Below are 15,609 nucleotides of genomic sequence, written 5' to 3' on the forward strand. Positions count from 1 at the left end.
CCTCTGATTGGCTCTAACGTGGCCACCGTTTTATGTTTGCATAAAAGTCAGTAGAGTAGTATCACTATAGTCTTTCTATGCGTTTCCAGCAACCACGCACTCTCTAGTAGAAAGGGACTAAGTGACTTGTCTCTATGGATTATTATAGCATGATTGTGAGATTTTTCAAGGATTTTGTGAAAGTTTTTTGTTTTTCATTTTTGTAGAATATGCTTGATGCAAATACCGGAAGCCATGCCCACCAGAGCCAAGGTTTCATAGATTAGCAAGTAAATTAGTATAAACTCACCAAAGGTTATGATAGTAAAGCAAAAGAGCAGTCCGTTACCAATTAACCACCAAAGTGAGAAAAGGAAACGGTAGCTATAGAGTAGCGATATAATCAAGATTACCAGAGGTGTAAAGAAGAGAAGATTATTTACGTAGAGACTCTTGAGAAAAAGGGGGTCAGAAATGATTAGTGATAACAACTGATAAAGTGGCCAATAAAAGAAAAATATGACCAGATAGTAGGGGAGATGGGAATAGAATCTACGCATGATAATCACCTCGTTTTAAAAAACAGACAACTTGGATTTCTTGCTATGATTATTATAGCATGTTTAAAACAAGAAAGTAAATCTGTTGACAAAGAAGTTAGTTATTGGTAGAATAGGGATTGTCGTAAAGACAAATAACTTCTTCTTGGTTACAGGCATGCCAACCTGTCACTCGGATGAAGCCAAATAAAAAGGAGAAACATCATGGCAATCTCAAAAGAGAAAAAAAATGAAATCATCGCACAATATGCACGTCACGAAGGTGATACAGGTTCAGTAGAGGTTCAAGTTGCTGTCCTTACTTGGGAAATCAACCACCTTAACGAACACATCAAACAACACAAAAAAGACCACGCTACTTACCGTGGATTGATGAAAAAAATCGGTCGCCGTCGTAACTTGCTTGCATACTTGCGTAAAAACGACGTTAACCGTTACCGTGAGTTGATCAACTCTCTAGGACTTCGTCGTTAATTCAAGATACAAAGGCCGTCAAAAGCACAAAGCAAAAATAGGAAAATTGACGAAGAAACTTTAGTTTTTAGGAAATTTTATCTTTTTTGCCAAGTGCTTAGGCCGTGTTCAATTGAGCATATCTTGATAATGAAGCTACTCTAAAATGGGTAGCTTTTTTGTATGGATTTTAGCCCGGGCTCAAATCAGCTCTCTGACTTCAGAGGGCTTTTTTATTGAGGTTTTATCGGTCACAATTTTGGAGACTACAAAAACTGAGTAACCCACCTTAATAGCGGATTGTGTGTTTTATCGGTCACAATTTTGGAGACTACAAAAACCACATCCGTAATTGTTCTGGAAAAGTCTTAGTTTTATCGGTCACAATTTTGGAGACTACAAAAACCTCAAATGGTATCAGCTAATTACACCATAAGGGTGCGTAGCTACTCGGCTTGAAAAGCCGAGTAGCTGTCTGCAAGCCCCTTCGGAGAGCCCACACTTTACGAAGTAAAGTATAGTATGTTATACTTTACATGGAAGTAGTCACCGAATTCCAGTTAGAAATTACTTTGTAACTACGTTTTGAGGAGGAGTAAAATGCTTTCCTATGTTCGACATTACCCACTAGCGATAGCTAAATTAATGTGTCTGTGCTCTCCTAAAATCTGCTGATTTATTACTGACTAATACAGGAGGTTTTTATGGGACAGACAATCATATCTGCTATTGGTGTTTATATTTCCACCAGTATCGATTATTTAATTATTTTATTTATTTTATTTGCACAGCTATCACAGAATAAACAAAAATGGCATATTTATGCGGGGCAATATCTAGGCACAGGCTTACTTGTAGGGGCGAGTTTAGTTGCTGCTTATGTCGTTAATTTCGTGCCTGAAGAATGGATGGTTGGATTGCTTGGTTTAATCCCTATCTATTTAGGGATTCGCTTTGCAATTGTTGGAGAAGGTGAGGAAGAAGAGGAAGAAGAGGAAGAAATTATTGAAAGATTAGAACAAAGCAAGGCAAATCAACTGTTTTGGACAGTTACATTGCTGACAATTGCGTCTGGCGGAGATAATTTAGGTATCTATATACCTTATTTTGCTTCGTTAGATTGGTCACAGACCCTCGTGGCGTTGCTTGTGTTTGTAATCGGCATAATTATCTTATGCGAGATTAGTCGGGTGTTATCCTCTATTCCGTTAATATTCGAGACAATTGAAAAATACGAGCGAATCATTGTGCCCTTAGTATTCATTCTACTTGGACTATACATCATGTATGAAAATGGCACGATAGAGACTTTTCTGACCGTGTAGATTTTTTTGTTTCACTAGGATTTTATCCCGAGCTCAAATTGGCTCTCTGATTTTCAGAGGGCTTTTTATGTTGTCACCTTACCTCGACATACTCAAGTTTAATCTTCGGTTACGGTTCCTAGCACAATAAAACCAACTATATTCATTTGTTCTCATCTTGTTACGCAGTTGAAAATATGGTATACTTTTTCATGAGAATTTTCTAAATTTTTAAGATTCTATCATAGGAGGTTTGCATGCTTTCCAAATTTTCTGGAAGCCGACAAGACCAGCAATTTGTGTTACTTTTAGTTATTTTGCTAGGTATTTTAGGGATTTCTCTCTTTCTAGCAGTTTCAATGGGATCTGTTGCGATTGATCTAGGAGATACCTATCGGATTATTTTGAGTAGGTTAGGATTTCCTCTTGAGATAGGAGAGGTTTCCAAGTCTACTCTTGCCATTGTATGGAACATGAGATTCCCCCGAGTATTGTTAGGTCTGATAGTAGGAGCAGGCCTTTCTATGTGTGGTAGCGTGATGCAGTCTACAGTGAACAATCCCATCGCTGAGCCTTATGTCTTAGGAATATCTGCGGGTGCAACTCTAGGGGCAACTTTGAGCATCATTCTTGGTTTAAAAGTGATGATTAGCCTTGGAGCTTTTCTTGGAGCTATTTTGGCAACAATTTCTGTCCTCATCATTGCCTCTATGCAGGGAAGGATGACGACTTCTAGTCTGATTTTATCAGGAACGGTGGTCAATGCTCTCTTTCTGGCTTTTTCAAACTTTATTATCTCAGTTGGTGCTAATGCGGACAGTGTGATGACCATTAAGTTTTGGACCATGGGCTCGCTTGCTGGGACTACCTGGGCAGACTTGGTCCTGCCAACTATAGTAGTAGGAATGGCCTTTCTATTTTTCTCTACTCAGTATCGTGTTTTCAATGCGATGATGATGGGAGATGAGGCTGCTTTAACTTTGGGGATTCCCTTACGCTTTTATTGGTATCTTTATGTGACCATGGTGGCTGTGCTGACAGCAGTCTTAGTGGCAACCTGTGGGATTATTGGATTTGTCGGTCTGATTACTCCACATTTAGCTCGAGGGTTAGTAGGAACGAATTACAAGAGGCTTTTTCCTGTTGCAACCTTGATGGGTTCCCTCTTTGTCATCTGGGCAGACGTACTCTCTCGTATCATCATTCCAAACGCAGAGCTTCCTATTGGTATTTTCACAGCCTTAGTAGGTGCTCCCTTCTTTATCTATATTGTTGGAGGTAGGCGAAGGGAGGTGAGGGTCTGATATGGACTTGATTTGTCAGGATATCCATTTTGGACTAGGAGAGAAAAAAATCCTCAAAGGAGTCTCTCTTAAGGTTGAGGGGAATCAATTTCACACGATATTAGGACCAAATGGAAGCGGAAAAACCAGCTTGCTTAAACTCCTCTATCGTCAGGAAAAGGCAGACAAAGGCTTGATAAGCCTAGATGGAAAGCCACTGGAGCATTGGTCACTAAAAGAAACAGCCAAGCAAATGGCAGTTGTAACCCAGTTTAATCAATTGCAGTTTGATTGTACAGTTGAGGAAATCGTCTTGCTAGGAAGAACGCCCCATCTCTCTTTTTTACAGAAGGAAAAGGAAAGGGATTATGCCCTCGTTCATGATGCTCTTGTCAAGGTGGATATGCTTGAGAAGAAAACTCGTCTCTATTCGTCTCTGTCAGGGGGAGAAAAGCAGCGAGTCTTATTAGCACGTGCCTTGGCGCAAGAACCGACTCTCTTGCTCCTGGACGAACCAACCAATCACCTAGATATCAAGTATCAGCTAGACTTGTTAGCCATTGTGAAGAATCTTAAGATCAATGTTCTAGCTGTCCTACATGATATTCAACTTGCTTGTCGCTATTCGGATTATCTCTATCTGATGAAAGAGGGGGAAATCCTTTACCAAGGGACTCCAAAGGAGACCATCACCCCTGAGTCATTGCAAACTGTATACGGAGTTCAAAGTCAGGTTACTTGGACCGATGATCAGCAAGCCATGATTCACTATTTATAAGAATGAAAAGGAAAACAAGATGAAAAAAACACTCAGTATTTTACTCGTAACAGTAGCTACCTTAACCATGGCAGCTTGTGGCAATACTACTACAGAAAAAGCTACCACACAATCTAGCACAGAAACAAGTCAAAAGGCAAGCGCAGAGACGACTTATCCGTTAACGGTCAAAACCTATGACGCTAAAGGAAATGAAGTCGAACAAGTTTTTGACAAGGCACCTGAAAAAGTTATCACCAACAATCTTTCAACCACTGAAATCTTATTGGAGTTGGGGTTGAAGGATAAAATTGTTGGCATGCTCAATCCAGACAATGCTGTGACGGACAAATACAAGGACGCGATTGCGACTATTCCTCAAATTGGGGATAAAAAAACAGTCTCACAAGAGACAGTCCTTTCTTATGAGCCAGACGCTGTGATGGGGCGAAACATGATGTTTTCTGAAAAATCCTTGGGGACAGTTAGCACTTGGAATGAAAACAAAATCCCAGTTTATACGCAAAAAGCTTCTCTCTCAACAATTCAGCAAGATTTGGGAAATATCGTAGAAGATGTCAAAAATCTGGGAATGATTTTTAATGTTCAGGACAAGGCTAATGAATACGCAACCCAATTGCAAGCTAAAATTGATGCTGTTAAGAAAGCAAATCCAGCAAGCCAAGGTGAAAAGAAAAAGGCTTTGATTATGGTTGCTTATAATGATGAAACCTTCGGTGCCTACAAGTCTGCTTTGCAAGAAAGTTTGCTGAACCAACTTGGTTATACAAACGTTGCAACGGGAACATCAGGCTTGACCTTGGAAAATCTCGTGTCAATGGATCCTGAATTGATTATCTATGTAACCAGCGACCGCAATAAAAAATTGGATGAAAAAGCAGTAGAGTTGATGAAGGCAAATGCTGTTTTGGAAAGCGTTCCTGCAATTAAGAATCAAAAAATCATGAACATCTCTTACGATGAATTGATGGACTATGGTCCAGCAGTGGTTGATTCCCTTGAGAAAATCAATGACTTTATCAATAAATAATGAGTTTGATTGGGAAGGAATTCAAGTCAAAATCAGCCTTCCTTCTAACTACGACCCCAATCAAACCTATCCGGCAATTTTATTGAATGATGGAAACTTGGACTTCCTATCGTCCCTTTCCGAATCTGTGATTTTGGTGGGTTTGACCTCTAAAAATCGCTTAGACGACTATACTCCCTGGGCGACATCGGCTCTGAGAGATGGAGCTCCAGATTTTGGCGGTCAGGCAAACGTCTATCATGATCATTTATTTGGAGGCCTTTTAGACAAGTTGCAGTCACTTTATCGCCTGGACGAAACTCGCCTTGCTTATGGAGGTTACTCACTAGGTGGTTTGGCGGCAGTCTACAGTCTTTTCAGCTTTGACAAGGTTTCCTGTGTCTTTTCGATCTGCGGTTCCTTTTGGTATCCTGATTTTGTGACCTACTGCAAGGAAGAAAATGTGAAAAATTTGGACTGTTTGCTGTATTTACAGAATGGTCAAACAGAAGGAGAACACCACACTAATCGCTTGGCTCAAGCACCAGTCTATGCTGAGCAGATCCATACCAGTCTTCAGAAACGCTATCCGAACGGCCAGTTTGTCTTTGACCCTTATGGACACCATGAACAAGTAGCTGAACGATTTTTAGCCTTTTCCAGCTGGTTGGCCCAAAAATGGAAAATCGAATAAAAAATTTATCCCTTGGCTTTTGCCAAGGGATTGTTGTATTTATTTAAGCAAGTTTTTCTCTTTTCTTATCTGGATTCCAGATAAAGCTTGCGATAAAGCTAAAGATGATGGTTAGGATAGCGAGGATAATGGCAAGGATGAGGGCAGGGATGCGGATAAGCCACCAGAGTGGGTTTGGTTTTTTATTATTGTGCCATTGTTTCGTTTCTTGGTCCAGACGTTGAAATTCTGTTTGGATACGATTGGCGACTGTTTCAATGCCTTCGTCATTCATTTTTTTGATATCTGAGATATCAATTGGATTTCCAAAGTTCATATCGACACGTTCACGACTAATCAAGCCCTTCAAAGTCATGGGACCTGTGTAGGTAACCGGCATAATACGGACCTTGGCCATTTTGGCAATCAGAGCTACGCCACCCTTGACATCGTTTGAGTGTCGGCTTCCACTTGGAAACATGATGAGAGAGCGGTCACTTTTTTTGAGAACATTGATAGGATATTTGATGGCTGAGGCGCTAGGATTTTCACGGTCGATAGGAAAGGCACCACACATACGAATCCACCAGCCAAAGATACGGTTGGTAAAGAGCTCTTTTTTGGCCATAAAGATAAATTGTTTTGGTTTGGTCGCAAAGGCCATATAAACTGGATCCCACCAGGTGCGGTGAGGTGCAACCAAAATATAATTTTCATCTTGATTAGGAATTTTATCAGTATTATGATAATGGGCATTGCCATTGATGGACCATAGGAGCAAGACAACCAATCCACGTAAATAAGTATAAAACATGCGATCTCCTTCGATTATTTTCTTGTTATTATTATACCTTATCAAAGGAGGGCTGGCAAACTTTTCCCTTGACTAGGTGCATATTTGGGGTGAGATTAGAATTCTTTTAGAAAAAATGATATGATAGAATTTATGGATAAAAATAAGATTATGGGATTAACCCAAAGAGATGTCAAGGAAAGACAGGCTAAGGGCTTGGTCAATGATTTTACTGCATCGGCCAGTACTAGCACTTGGCAAATCGTTAAACGAAATGTCTTTACCCTTTTTAACGCTTTAAACTTTGCCATTGCTTTGGCACTAGCCTTTGTGCAGGCTTGGAGCAATTTGGTCTTCTTTGCTGTTATCTGCTTTAACGCTTTTTCTGGAATTGTGACCGAGCTGCGGGCCAAACACATGGTGGACAAGCTCAATCTTATGACCAAGGAAAAGGTCAAGACTATTCGTGATGGCCAAGAAGTGGCTCTGAATCCTGAAGAATTGGTGTTAGGAGATGTCATTCGTTTATCTGCAGGAGAGCAGATTCCCAGTGATGCCTTGGTTTTGGAAGGCTTTGCGGAAGTCAATGAAGCCATGTTGACGGGGGAAAGTGATTTGGTGCAAAAGGAAGTGGATGGCTTGCTTTTGTCAGGAAGTTTCTTAGCCAGTGGGGCAGTTTTAGCTCAAGTTCACCATGTTGGATCTGATAACTATGCTGCCAAACTCATGCTGGAAGCCAAGACCGTTAAACCAATCAACTCTCGTATCATGAAATCGTTGGACAGGCTAGCTGGTTTTACTGGGAAGATTATCATTCCTTTTGGTCTGGCTCTCTTACTAGAAGCCTTGCTTTTAAAAGGCTTGCCTCTTAAGTCGTCCGTTGTAAATTCGTCGACAGCCCTTCTGGGGATGTTACCTAAGGGAATTGCCCTTTTGACCATTACTTCGCTTTTGACTGCGGTGATTAAGTTGGGCTTGAAAAAGGTCTTGGTGCAGGAGATGTACTCTGTTGAGACCTTGGCACGCGTGGATATGCTCTGTTTGGACAAGACGGGCACCATCACCCAAGGAAAGATGCAGGTGGAGGCTGTTCTTCCACTGACGGCAACTTATGGTGAAGAGACTATTGCCAGCATTTTGGCCAGCTACATGGCCCACAGTGAGGATAAAAATCCAACTGCCCAAGCTATTCGCCAGCGATTCCAAGGCCAAGTAGCCTATCCTATGCTCTCTAATCTTCCCTTCTCCAGCGACCGCAAGTGGGGAGCTATGGAATTGGAAGGTTTGGGGACAGTTTTCTTAGGTGCGCCTGAGATGTTGCTGGACTCTGAAGCCCCAGAAGCCAGGGAGGCCTTGGAGAGAGGGTCACGTGTCTTGGTCTTAGCTCTCAGTCAGGAGAAATTAGACCATCACAAACCACAGAAACCATCTGATATTCAGGCTCTGGCCCTGCTGGAAATCTTGGATCCGATTCGAGAGGGAGCAGCAGAGACGTTGGACTATCTCCGTTCTCAGGAAGTGGGTCTCAAGATCATCTCTGGTGACAATCCAGTTACAGTGTCCAGTATTGCCCAGAAGGCTGGTTTTGCGGACTATGACAGTTATGTAGATTGCTCGAAAATCACGGATGAGGAATTGATTACTATGGCTGAGGAGACAGCTATTTTCGGACGTGTTTCCCCTCATCAAAAGAAACTCATTATCCAAACACTGAAAAAAGCGGGGCATACAACAGCTATGACAGGAGACGGAGTCAATGATATTCTCGCCCTTCGTGAGGCGGATTGTTCTATCGTGATGGCGGAAGGGGATCCGGCGACGCGTCAGATTGCCAATCTGGTTCTCTTGAACTCTGACTTTAATGATGTTCCTGAGATTCTCTTTGAAGGTCGTCGCGTGGTCAATAACATTGCCCATATCGCCCCGATTTTCTTGATAAAGACCATCTATTCTTTCTTGCTCGCAGTTATCTGTATCGCCAGTGCTCTTCTGGGACGATCTGAGTGGATCTTGATCTTCCCTTTCATTCCGATCCAGATTACCATGATTGACCAGTTCGTGGAAGGTTTCCCACCATTCGTTCTGACTTTTGAGCGAAATATCAAACCTGTTGAGCCAAACTTCCTCAGAAGATCCATGCTTCGTGCTCTACCAAGTGCTCTCATGGTTGTGTTCAGCGTTCTTTTTGTGAAAATATTTGGAAGTAGCCAAGGTTGGTCTGAGTTAGAAATCTCAACTCTACTCTATTATCTCTTGGGGTCAATTGGTTTCTTATCCGTATTTAGAGCCTGCATGCCATTTACCCTATGGCGTGTCCTCTTGATTGTTTGGTCAGTAGGAGGCTTCCTAGCTACAGCTCTCTTCCCAAGAATTCAAAAACTACTTGAAATTTCAACCTTAACAGGACAAACATTACCTGTTTATGGTGTCATGATGTTGGTCTTTACCGTGATTTTCATTTTGACCAGTCGCTACCAAGCTAGAAAATAAAGAAAGGCTGCAATCTGTGGATTGCGGTCTTTTTAGGTACAAGATTGCCAGCTGAAATGTGGTATAATAAGAGGTAATAGAGTTTGGAAAGTGAGAGAAGATGATTTCAAAGAGATTAGAATTAGTGGCTTCCTTTGTGCCACAGGGAGCCATTTTACTAGATGTGGGGAGTGACCATGCTTATCTGCCTATCGAGTTGGTCGAAAGAGGACAAATCAAAAGTGCCATTGCAGGTGAGGTTGTAGAAGGTCCCTACCAGTCCGCGGTTAAAAATGTTGAAAGTCACGGGTTAAAGGAGAAAATCCAAGTCCGTTTAGCAAATGGCTTGGCAGCCTTTGAAGAGGCAGATAAGGTATCGGTCATTACCATTGCTGGTATGGGTGGTCGTTTGATTGCCAGGATTTTAGAAGAAGGCTTGGACAAGTTAGCTAATGTAGAGCGTTTAATCCTCCAACCCAATAATCGTGAAGACGACTTGCGTATCTGGCTACAAGAGAACGAATTTCAGATTGTAGCTGAAAGTATCTTAGAAGAGGCTGGCAAGTTTTACGAGATTTTGGTGGTGGAAGCAGGACAAATGAAGCTATCAGCTAGTGATGTTCGCTTTGGTCCCTTCTTGTCCAAAGAGGTCAGTCCAGTCTTTGTCCAAAAATGGCAAAAAGAAGCTGTTAAGCTAGAGTTTGCCCTCGGACAAATCCCAGAAAAAAATCTGGAAGAACGTCAAGTTCTAGTAGATAAAATTCAAGCCATCAAGGAGGTTCTCCATGTTAGCAAGTGAAGTGATTAATGCGTATGAAGCCTTTTGCCCTCAGGAATTTTCCATGGAGGGAGACAGTCGTGGTCTGCAAATTGGTACTTTAGACAAGGATATCCAAAGGGTCATGGTGGCTCTCGATATTCGTGAAGAAACGGTGGTTGAAGCCATTGAAAAGGGTGTAGACTTGATTATTGTCAAGCATGCGCCGATTTTCCGTCCCATCAAGGATTTGGTAGCTAGCCGTCCACAAAATCAGATTTACATTGATTTGATAAAGCATGACATCGCAGTTTATGTCAGCCATACCAATATTGACATCGTTGAAAATGGCCTCAATGATTGGTTCTGTCAGATGCTAGGTATCGAGGAAACGACTTATCTGCAGGAGACAGGTCCTGAACGTGGAATTGGACGTATTGGGAATGTTCAGCCTCAGACATTTGGGGAATTGGCCCAGCATGTCAAGCAAGTCTTTGGTTTAGATAGCCTTCGATTGGTGCATTATCAAGAGAGAGATTTGCAGAAGCCTATTTCAAGAGTGGCCATCTGTGGTGGTAGCGGGCAGTCTTTCTATAAGGATGCTTTGGCAAAGGGGGCAGATGTTTATATCACTGGTGATATTTACTACCACACTGCTCAGGATATGCTGTCTGATGGCTTGCTAGCCTTGGACCCAGGTCACTATATCGAAGTGCTTTTTGTAGAAAAAATTGCAGAGCTTCTTAATCAATGGAAAGAGGAAAAAGGCTGGACTATTGATATCTTACCTAGTCAAGCATCGACCAATCCTTTCCACCATATCTAGTTAGAAGGTGAAGACAATGAAAAAAGTTGCCATTATTGGAGCAGGGATTGTAGGTGCAACAGCTGCCTACTACCTCTCGAAAGAAAGTGATCTAGAAGTAACAGTCTTTGATCATGGACAAGGTCAGGCTACTAAGGCCGCAGCAGGAATTATCAGCCCCTGGTTTTCCAAACGCCGCAATAAGGCCTGGTACAAAATGGCGCGCTTGGGGGCTGACTTTTATGTGGATTTATTAGCAGATTTAGAGAAGTCAGGACAAGAAATCGACTTTTACCAGCGTTCGGGAGTCTTTCTCCTGAAAAAGGATGAAACTAAGTTGGAAGAACTCTATCAACTAGCCCTCCAGCGTAGAGAAGAATCTCCTTTGATAGGGCAATTAGCCATTCTGGACTCAGCATCAGCTAATGAATTATTCCCTGGCTTGCAGGAATTTGATCACCTGCTCTATGCTTCTGGTGGAGCGAGAGTAGATGGCCAACTTTTAGTGACTCGTTTGCTGGAAGCCAGTCAGGTCAAGCTGGTCAAAGAAAAAGTGACTCTGATACCTTTAGCATCAGGTTACCAGATTGACGAAGAGGTGTTTGATCAGGTTATTTTGGCGATGGGAGCTTGGTTGGGACATCTGTTAGAGCCTTTAGGTTATGAAGTAGATGTTCGTCCCCAAAAGGGGCAACTCCGAGATTATCAACTTGCCCAAGACATGGAAGCTTACCCTGTTGTTATGCCAGAAGGGGAGTGGGATTTGATTCCTTTTGCAGGTGGGAAATTATCCCTAGGCGCTACCCATGAAAATGATATGGGATTTGATTTGACGGTAGATGAAACCTTACTCCAACAAATGGAGGAGGCAGCCTTGCCTCACTATCCAGTCTTGGCAGTAGCGACTTCAAGAGCTGAGCGTGTGGGAATCCGTGCCTATACCAGTGATTTCTCTCCTTTCTTTGGACAAGTACCTGGCTTATCAGGTGTCTATGCTGCTAGTGGACTAGGTTCCTCAGGCCTCACAACTGGTCCTATCATTGGTTACCATCTAGCTCAACTGATCCAAGACAAGGAGTTGACCTTGGACCCTCTAAACTACCCAATTGAAAACTATGTCAAACGGGTAAAAAGCGAATAAGCATTTTACTGAAATTTTATCCTACCCTCTAGGATGGCAAATGACATTCCCTATCAAAAATGGTAAAATAAGAAAAAATAATCTGAGAATCGAGGAAAGAAGATGCAAGAAAAGATTTTGGTAACGGGTGGAGCAGGTTTTATCGGAACCCACACTGTTATTGAGTTAATCCAAGCAGGTCATCAAGTTGTTGTGGTGGATAACCTTGTTAATAGTAACAGAAAAAGTTTAGAAGTTGTTGAAAGAATCACAGGAGTTGAAATTCCGTTTTATGAGGCAGATATCCGTGACACAGATACACTCAGAGATATTTTCAAGCAAGAAGAACCAACTGGTGTCATTCATTTTGCTGGCTTGAAGGCTGTCGGTGAATCTACCCGTATTCCTCTTGCCTACTATGACAATAATATCGCTGGAACTGTTAGTCTTTTGAAGGTCATGGAAGAAAACAACTGTAAAAACATCATTTTCAGTTCTTCTGCGACAGTTTACGGAGATCCTCATACAGTGCCAATCTTGGAAGATTTCCCACTTTCAGTGACCAATCCATATGGCCGTACCAAACTCATGCTTGAGGAAATTTTGACCGATATCTACAAGGCAAACTCAGAATGGAATGTGGTCTTGCTTCGTTACTTTAACCCAATCGGAGCTCATGAAAGTGGAGACCTAGGAGAAAATCCAAATGGTATTCCAAACAACCTCTTGCCATATGTGACTCAAGTAGCCGTTGGAAAATTAGAGCAAGTGCAAGTGTTTGGAGATGATTACGATACGGAAGACGGAACTGGTGTTCGTGACTATATCCACGTTGTCGATTTGGCTAAAGGTCACGTTGCAGCTCTGAAAAAAATCCAAAAAGGTTCAGGCCTAAACGTTTATAACCTTGGAACAGGTAAAGGCTACTCAGTTCTTGAAATTATCCAAAACATGGAAAAAGCGGTGGGACGTCCAATTCCTTACCGTATCGTAGACCGTCGCCCAGGGGATATCGCAGCCTGCTATTCAGATCCTGCAAAAGCCAAAGCAGAACTCGGCTGGGAAGCAGAATTAGGCATCACCCAAATGTGTGAAGACGCATGGCGTTGGCAAAGCAAGCATCCAAATGGATTTGAAGACTAAGATGGTGATGTCAATCATTGTCCCCTGTTTAAACGAAGAGGAAGTACTTCCTCTTTTTTATCAGGCTTTGGAAGCTTTACTTCCAGATTTGGAGACAGAAATCGAGTATGTCTTTGTCGACGATGGATCAAGTGATGGGACCTTGGAACTCTTAAAGTCCTATCGGGAGCAAAATCCGGCAGTTCATTATATTTCTTTCTCTCGAAATTTTGGCAAAGAAGCAGCTCTCTATGCAGGCTTGCAATATGCGACAGGAGATTTGGTGGTGGTGATGGATGCAGACCTCCAAGATCCTCCTAGTATGTTGCTTGAGATGAAAGCTCTACTAGACAAAAATGCAGACTTGGACTGTGTTGGAACACGCAGAACCAGTCGAGGGGGAGAACCCTTCTTTCGCAGTTTCTGTGCTAATCTCTTTTATCGTCTTATGCAAAAAATTAGTCCAGTAGCCTTGCCGTCAGGTGTCCGTGATTTTCGCATGATGAGAAAATCTGTAGTGGATGCCATTTTAAGCTTGACTGAGTCCAATCGCTTTTCGAAGGGACTCTTTGCCTGGGTCGGCTTTAAAATCCACTATCTGGACTATCCAAATGTCGAAAGGCAGGCTGGCAATACCAGTTGGAGTTTTAGGCAACTCTTTTTCTACTCCATTGAAGGGATTGTTAATTTTTCAGATTTTCCCTTGATTATCGCCTTTGTGGCAGGTCTCCTATCTTGTTTTATTTCTCTTCTTATGACCTTTTTTGTTGTGGTTCGGACCCTCATTTTGGGCAATCCGACATCAGGTTGGACCTCTCTGATGGCTGTTATTCTCTTCCTTGGTGGGATTCAACTCTTGACCATTGGGATTCTCGGCAAGTATATCAGTAAGATTTATCTAGAGACTAAAAAAAGACCACTTTATCTCGTCAAAGAAAAAAGTGACCTTCCTGATTTTACAGAAAAAAATAAAGAGAAAAGACTATAATTTTGCATGGAAATATGCTAAACTAGAAGGAGTGGAACGTTCTTGTCGATATTAGAGTTAATCTTTAATCAAGGCACGTGTCGGACAGTTTCTAACAGCTTCTATGACGTCCTGACTAGGAGAGATTTCTTTTTCTAGTTGGTCAGGGTCATCGTAAAAACGCACGATTCCATTATCGTGGTAATCAAATAATTCAGAATAAGTTTGGCAAAGCCCACAGGCAATGCAACGTTCAGGTATAAGTGTGATTTTCATATTTATATTGTAATAAGAAAAGTAAAAAAAAACAAGGAGTAAGGTATGGCAAAAGAACCGTGGCAAGAAGATATTTATGAGAATCAAGAAGAAACAAGATCAGAACGTCGTAAGAGAGAACAAGGTGGAGGAGTGCTGGCTAATCGTATCTTGACTATTTTAGCAAGTATTTTCTTTGTGATTGTAGTTGTGATGATTATTGTTCTTATCTATCTTTCATCGGGTGGGAGTAATCGCACAGCAGCCTTGAAAGATTTTCACGATTCAGATACAAAAGTAGAGCAAGTTTCTTCTACTTCTAGTAGTAGTTCAGAGCAGGCATCTTCTAGTTCAGAGGAGAAGGTAGAAGAGTCATCTAGTAGCTCAGAACATCCAAATGATCCAGAAGGGACTACAAAAGTTATGGCTGGAGAAGGAGAAGCAGCCATTGCCGCTCGTGCAGGAATCTCGATTGCTCAGTTAGAGGCTTTGAATCCTGGGCATATGGCTACAGGATCTTGGTTTGCAAATCCTGGAGATGTGATTAAGACTAGATAGGAGTCATAAATGAAGACGATTCAAATTGCTATCGATGGTCCAGCTTCAAGTGGCAAGAGTACGGTCGCAAAGATTATTGCCAAGGATTTTGGTTATACTTACCTCGATACAGGTGCCATGTATCGTGCAGCGACCTATATGGCTCTCAAGAACCAATTAGGAGTTGAACAAGTTGAAGAACTCTTAGACTTATTGGACCAGCATCCAATCAGCTTTGGGCGCTCAGAAACTGGAGAACAGCTTGTCTTTGTAGGAGATGTGGATATTACCCATCCTATCCGTGAAAATGAAGTGACCAATCACGTTTCTGCTATTGCGGCAATTCCTGAAGTTCGTGAGAAACTAGTTTCTCTCCAACAAGAGATTGCCCAGCAAGGTGGGATTGTCATGGATGGTCGCGATATTGGGACTGTTGTATTGCCACAAGCAGAATTAAAAATTTTCCTAGTAGCTTCTGTTGATGAGAGAGCAGAGCGCCGTTACAAGGAAAATATTGCCAAGGGAATTGAAACAGACCTTGAAACCCTAAAAGAGGAAATTGCTGCGCGTGACTACAAGGATAGTCATCGTGAGACTTCGCCTCTCAAACAAGCAGAGGATGCTGTCTACCTTGATACAACTGGCTTGAACATTCAAGAAGTAGTTGAAAAAATCAAAGCAGAAGCTAAAAAAAGAATGTAGATGTAGAAAAGCCGATAGATTGATATCGGTTTTTTCTAAATTT

General features: G+C 41.9%; 16 protein-coding genes and 1 pseudogene. 14 read left to right on the forward strand and 3 right to left on the reverse strand.

Going from position 1 to position 15,609, the window contains the following annotated elements:
- Nucleotides 1–165: 165 nt before the first annotated feature.
- Nucleotides 166–539: pseudogene (locus tag L0P31_RS09430) on the reverse strand (hypothetical protein).
- A 204-nt stretch (nucleotides 540–743) separates the two neighbouring features.
- Here L0P31_RS09430 and rpsO point away from each other — a divergent pair.
- From rpsO to L0P31_RS00790, 6 genes are all read left to right on the forward strand, one after another.
- A complete protein-coding gene (rpsO, locus tag L0P31_RS00765; protein WP_001018251.1) occupies nucleotides 744–1,013 on the forward strand; it encodes a 30S ribosomal protein S15 in 270 nt (89 codons plus the stop codon).
- 683 nt (nucleotides 1,014–1,696) lie between these two features.
- The gene (locus L0P31_RS00770) at nucleotides 1,697–2,317 is read left to right on the forward strand and encodes a CadD family cadmium resistance transporter (RefSeq protein ID WP_000531713.1); all 621 of its coding nucleotides are present in this window, start codon (nucleotides 1,697–1,699) and stop codon (nucleotides 2,315–2,317) included.
- Between the two features lie 236 nt (nucleotides 2,318–2,553).
- Nucleotides 2,554–3,600 carry a FecCD family ABC transporter permease gene (locus L0P31_RS00775; RefSeq protein WP_238095352.1) on the forward strand — a complete coding sequence of 349 codons (1,047 nt, stop codon included), beginning with the start codon at nucleotides 2,554–2,556 and terminating at the stop codon, nucleotides 3,598–3,600.
- A gap of 1 nt (nucleotide 3,601) precedes the next feature.
- Nucleotides 3,602–4,357 (forward strand): ABC transporter ATP-binding protein, encoded by a 756-nt coding sequence (locus L0P31_RS00780; protein WP_238095355.1) that lies wholly within the window; start codon nucleotides 3,602–3,604, stop codon nucleotides 4,355–4,357.
- A 19-nt stretch (nucleotides 4,358–4,376) separates the two neighbouring features.
- Nucleotides 4,377–5,387, forward strand: coding sequence for an ABC transporter substrate-binding protein (locus tag L0P31_RS00785; RefSeq protein WP_238095357.1), 1,011 nt, complete (start codon nucleotides 4,377–4,379; stop codon nucleotides 5,385–5,387).
- A complete protein-coding gene (locus L0P31_RS00790; protein WP_004255665.1) occupies nucleotides 5,368–6,060 on the forward strand; it encodes an alpha/beta hydrolase-fold protein in 693 nt (230 codons plus the stop codon). Before L0P31_RS00785 ends, L0P31_RS00790 begins: the two co-directional genes overlap by 20 nt.
- 43 nt (nucleotides 6,061–6,103) lie before the next feature.
- Here L0P31_RS00790 and L0P31_RS00795 read toward each other — a convergent pair whose 3' ends face one another.
- Nucleotides 6,104–6,853 (reverse strand): lysophospholipid acyltransferase family protein, encoded by a 750-nt coding sequence (locus L0P31_RS00795; RefSeq protein ID WP_000500197.1) that lies wholly within the window; start codon nucleotides 6,851–6,853, stop codon nucleotides 6,104–6,106.
- Nucleotides 6,854–6,985: 132 nt separating this feature from the next.
- Here L0P31_RS00795 and L0P31_RS00800 point away from each other — a divergent pair, with 132 nt between their 5' ends.
- The 6 genes from L0P31_RS00800 (at nucleotide 6,986) to L0P31_RS00825 (ending at nucleotide 14,093) form a co-directional block, all read left to right on the forward strand.
- A complete protein-coding gene (locus L0P31_RS00800) occupies nucleotides 6,986–9,322 on the forward strand; it encodes a cation-translocating P-type ATPase (protein WP_070527868.1) in 2,337 nt (778 codons plus the stop codon).
- A 100-nt stretch (nucleotides 9,323–9,422) separates the two neighbouring features.
- Nucleotides 9,423–10,100, forward strand: coding sequence for a tRNA (adenine(22)-N(1))-methyltransferase (locus tag L0P31_RS00805; RefSeq protein ID WP_064275968.1), 678 nt, complete (start codon nucleotides 9,423–9,425; stop codon nucleotides 10,098–10,100).
- Nucleotides 10,087–10,884 (forward strand): Nif3-like dinuclear metal center hexameric protein, encoded by a 798-nt coding sequence (locus L0P31_RS00810; protein WP_049502397.1) that lies wholly within the window; start codon nucleotides 10,087–10,089, stop codon nucleotides 10,882–10,884. The genes L0P31_RS00805 and L0P31_RS00810 overlap by 14 nt, the downstream gene beginning before the upstream one ends.
- 16 nt (nucleotides 10,885–10,900) lie before the next feature.
- A complete protein-coding gene (locus tag L0P31_RS00815; RefSeq protein ID WP_070526937.1) occupies nucleotides 10,901–12,004 on the forward strand; it encodes an NAD(P)/FAD-dependent oxidoreductase in 1,104 nt (367 codons plus the stop codon).
- A gap of 102 nt (nucleotides 12,005–12,106) precedes the next feature.
- Nucleotides 12,107–13,126, forward strand: a complete 1,020-nt coding sequence (galE, locus tag L0P31_RS00820; RefSeq protein ID WP_049502394.1) for a UDP-glucose 4-epimerase GalE — start codon at nucleotides 12,107–12,109, stop codon at nucleotides 13,124–13,126.
- A gap of 1 nt (nucleotide 13,127) precedes the next feature.
- Nucleotides 13,128–14,093, forward strand: a complete 966-nt coding sequence (locus L0P31_RS00825) for a glycosyltransferase family 2 protein (RefSeq protein WP_337926979.1) — start codon at nucleotides 13,128–13,130, stop codon at nucleotides 14,091–14,093.
- A 57-nt stretch (nucleotides 14,094–14,150) separates the two neighbouring features.
- On the opposite strand, the gene L0P31_RS00830 is transcribed toward L0P31_RS00825, so the two are convergent.
- Nucleotides 14,151–14,348 carry a ferredoxin gene (locus tag L0P31_RS00830; RefSeq protein ID WP_024057475.1) on the reverse strand — a complete coding sequence of 66 codons (198 nt, stop codon included), beginning with the start codon at nucleotides 14,346–14,348 and terminating at the stop codon, nucleotides 14,151–14,153.
- Between the two features lie 45 nt (nucleotides 14,349–14,393).
- On the opposite strand from L0P31_RS00830, the gene L0P31_RS00835 reads away from it, so the two are divergent.
- Together L0P31_RS00835 and cmk are read left to right on the forward strand one after the other, a co-directional pair.
- On the forward strand, nucleotides 14,394–14,885 hold the full coding sequence (locus tag L0P31_RS00835) for an SAG1386/EF1546 family surface-associated protein (RefSeq protein WP_023946238.1): 492 nt from the start codon (nucleotides 14,394–14,396) through the stop codon (nucleotides 14,883–14,885).
- Between the two features lie 9 nt (nucleotides 14,886–14,894).
- Entirely contained in the window at nucleotides 14,895–15,566 is a 672-nt protein-coding gene (gene cmk, locus L0P31_RS00840) for a (d)CMP kinase (protein ID WP_024057474.1), read from the forward strand.
- The last annotated feature ends 43 nt before the right edge of the window (nucleotides 15,567–15,609 follow it).

Origin of the sequence: Streptococcus mitis, from assembly GCF_022137125.1 — a bacterium.
Lineage (GTDB): Bacteria > Bacillota > Bacilli > Lactobacillales > Streptococcaceae > Streptococcus > Streptococcus mitis_CE.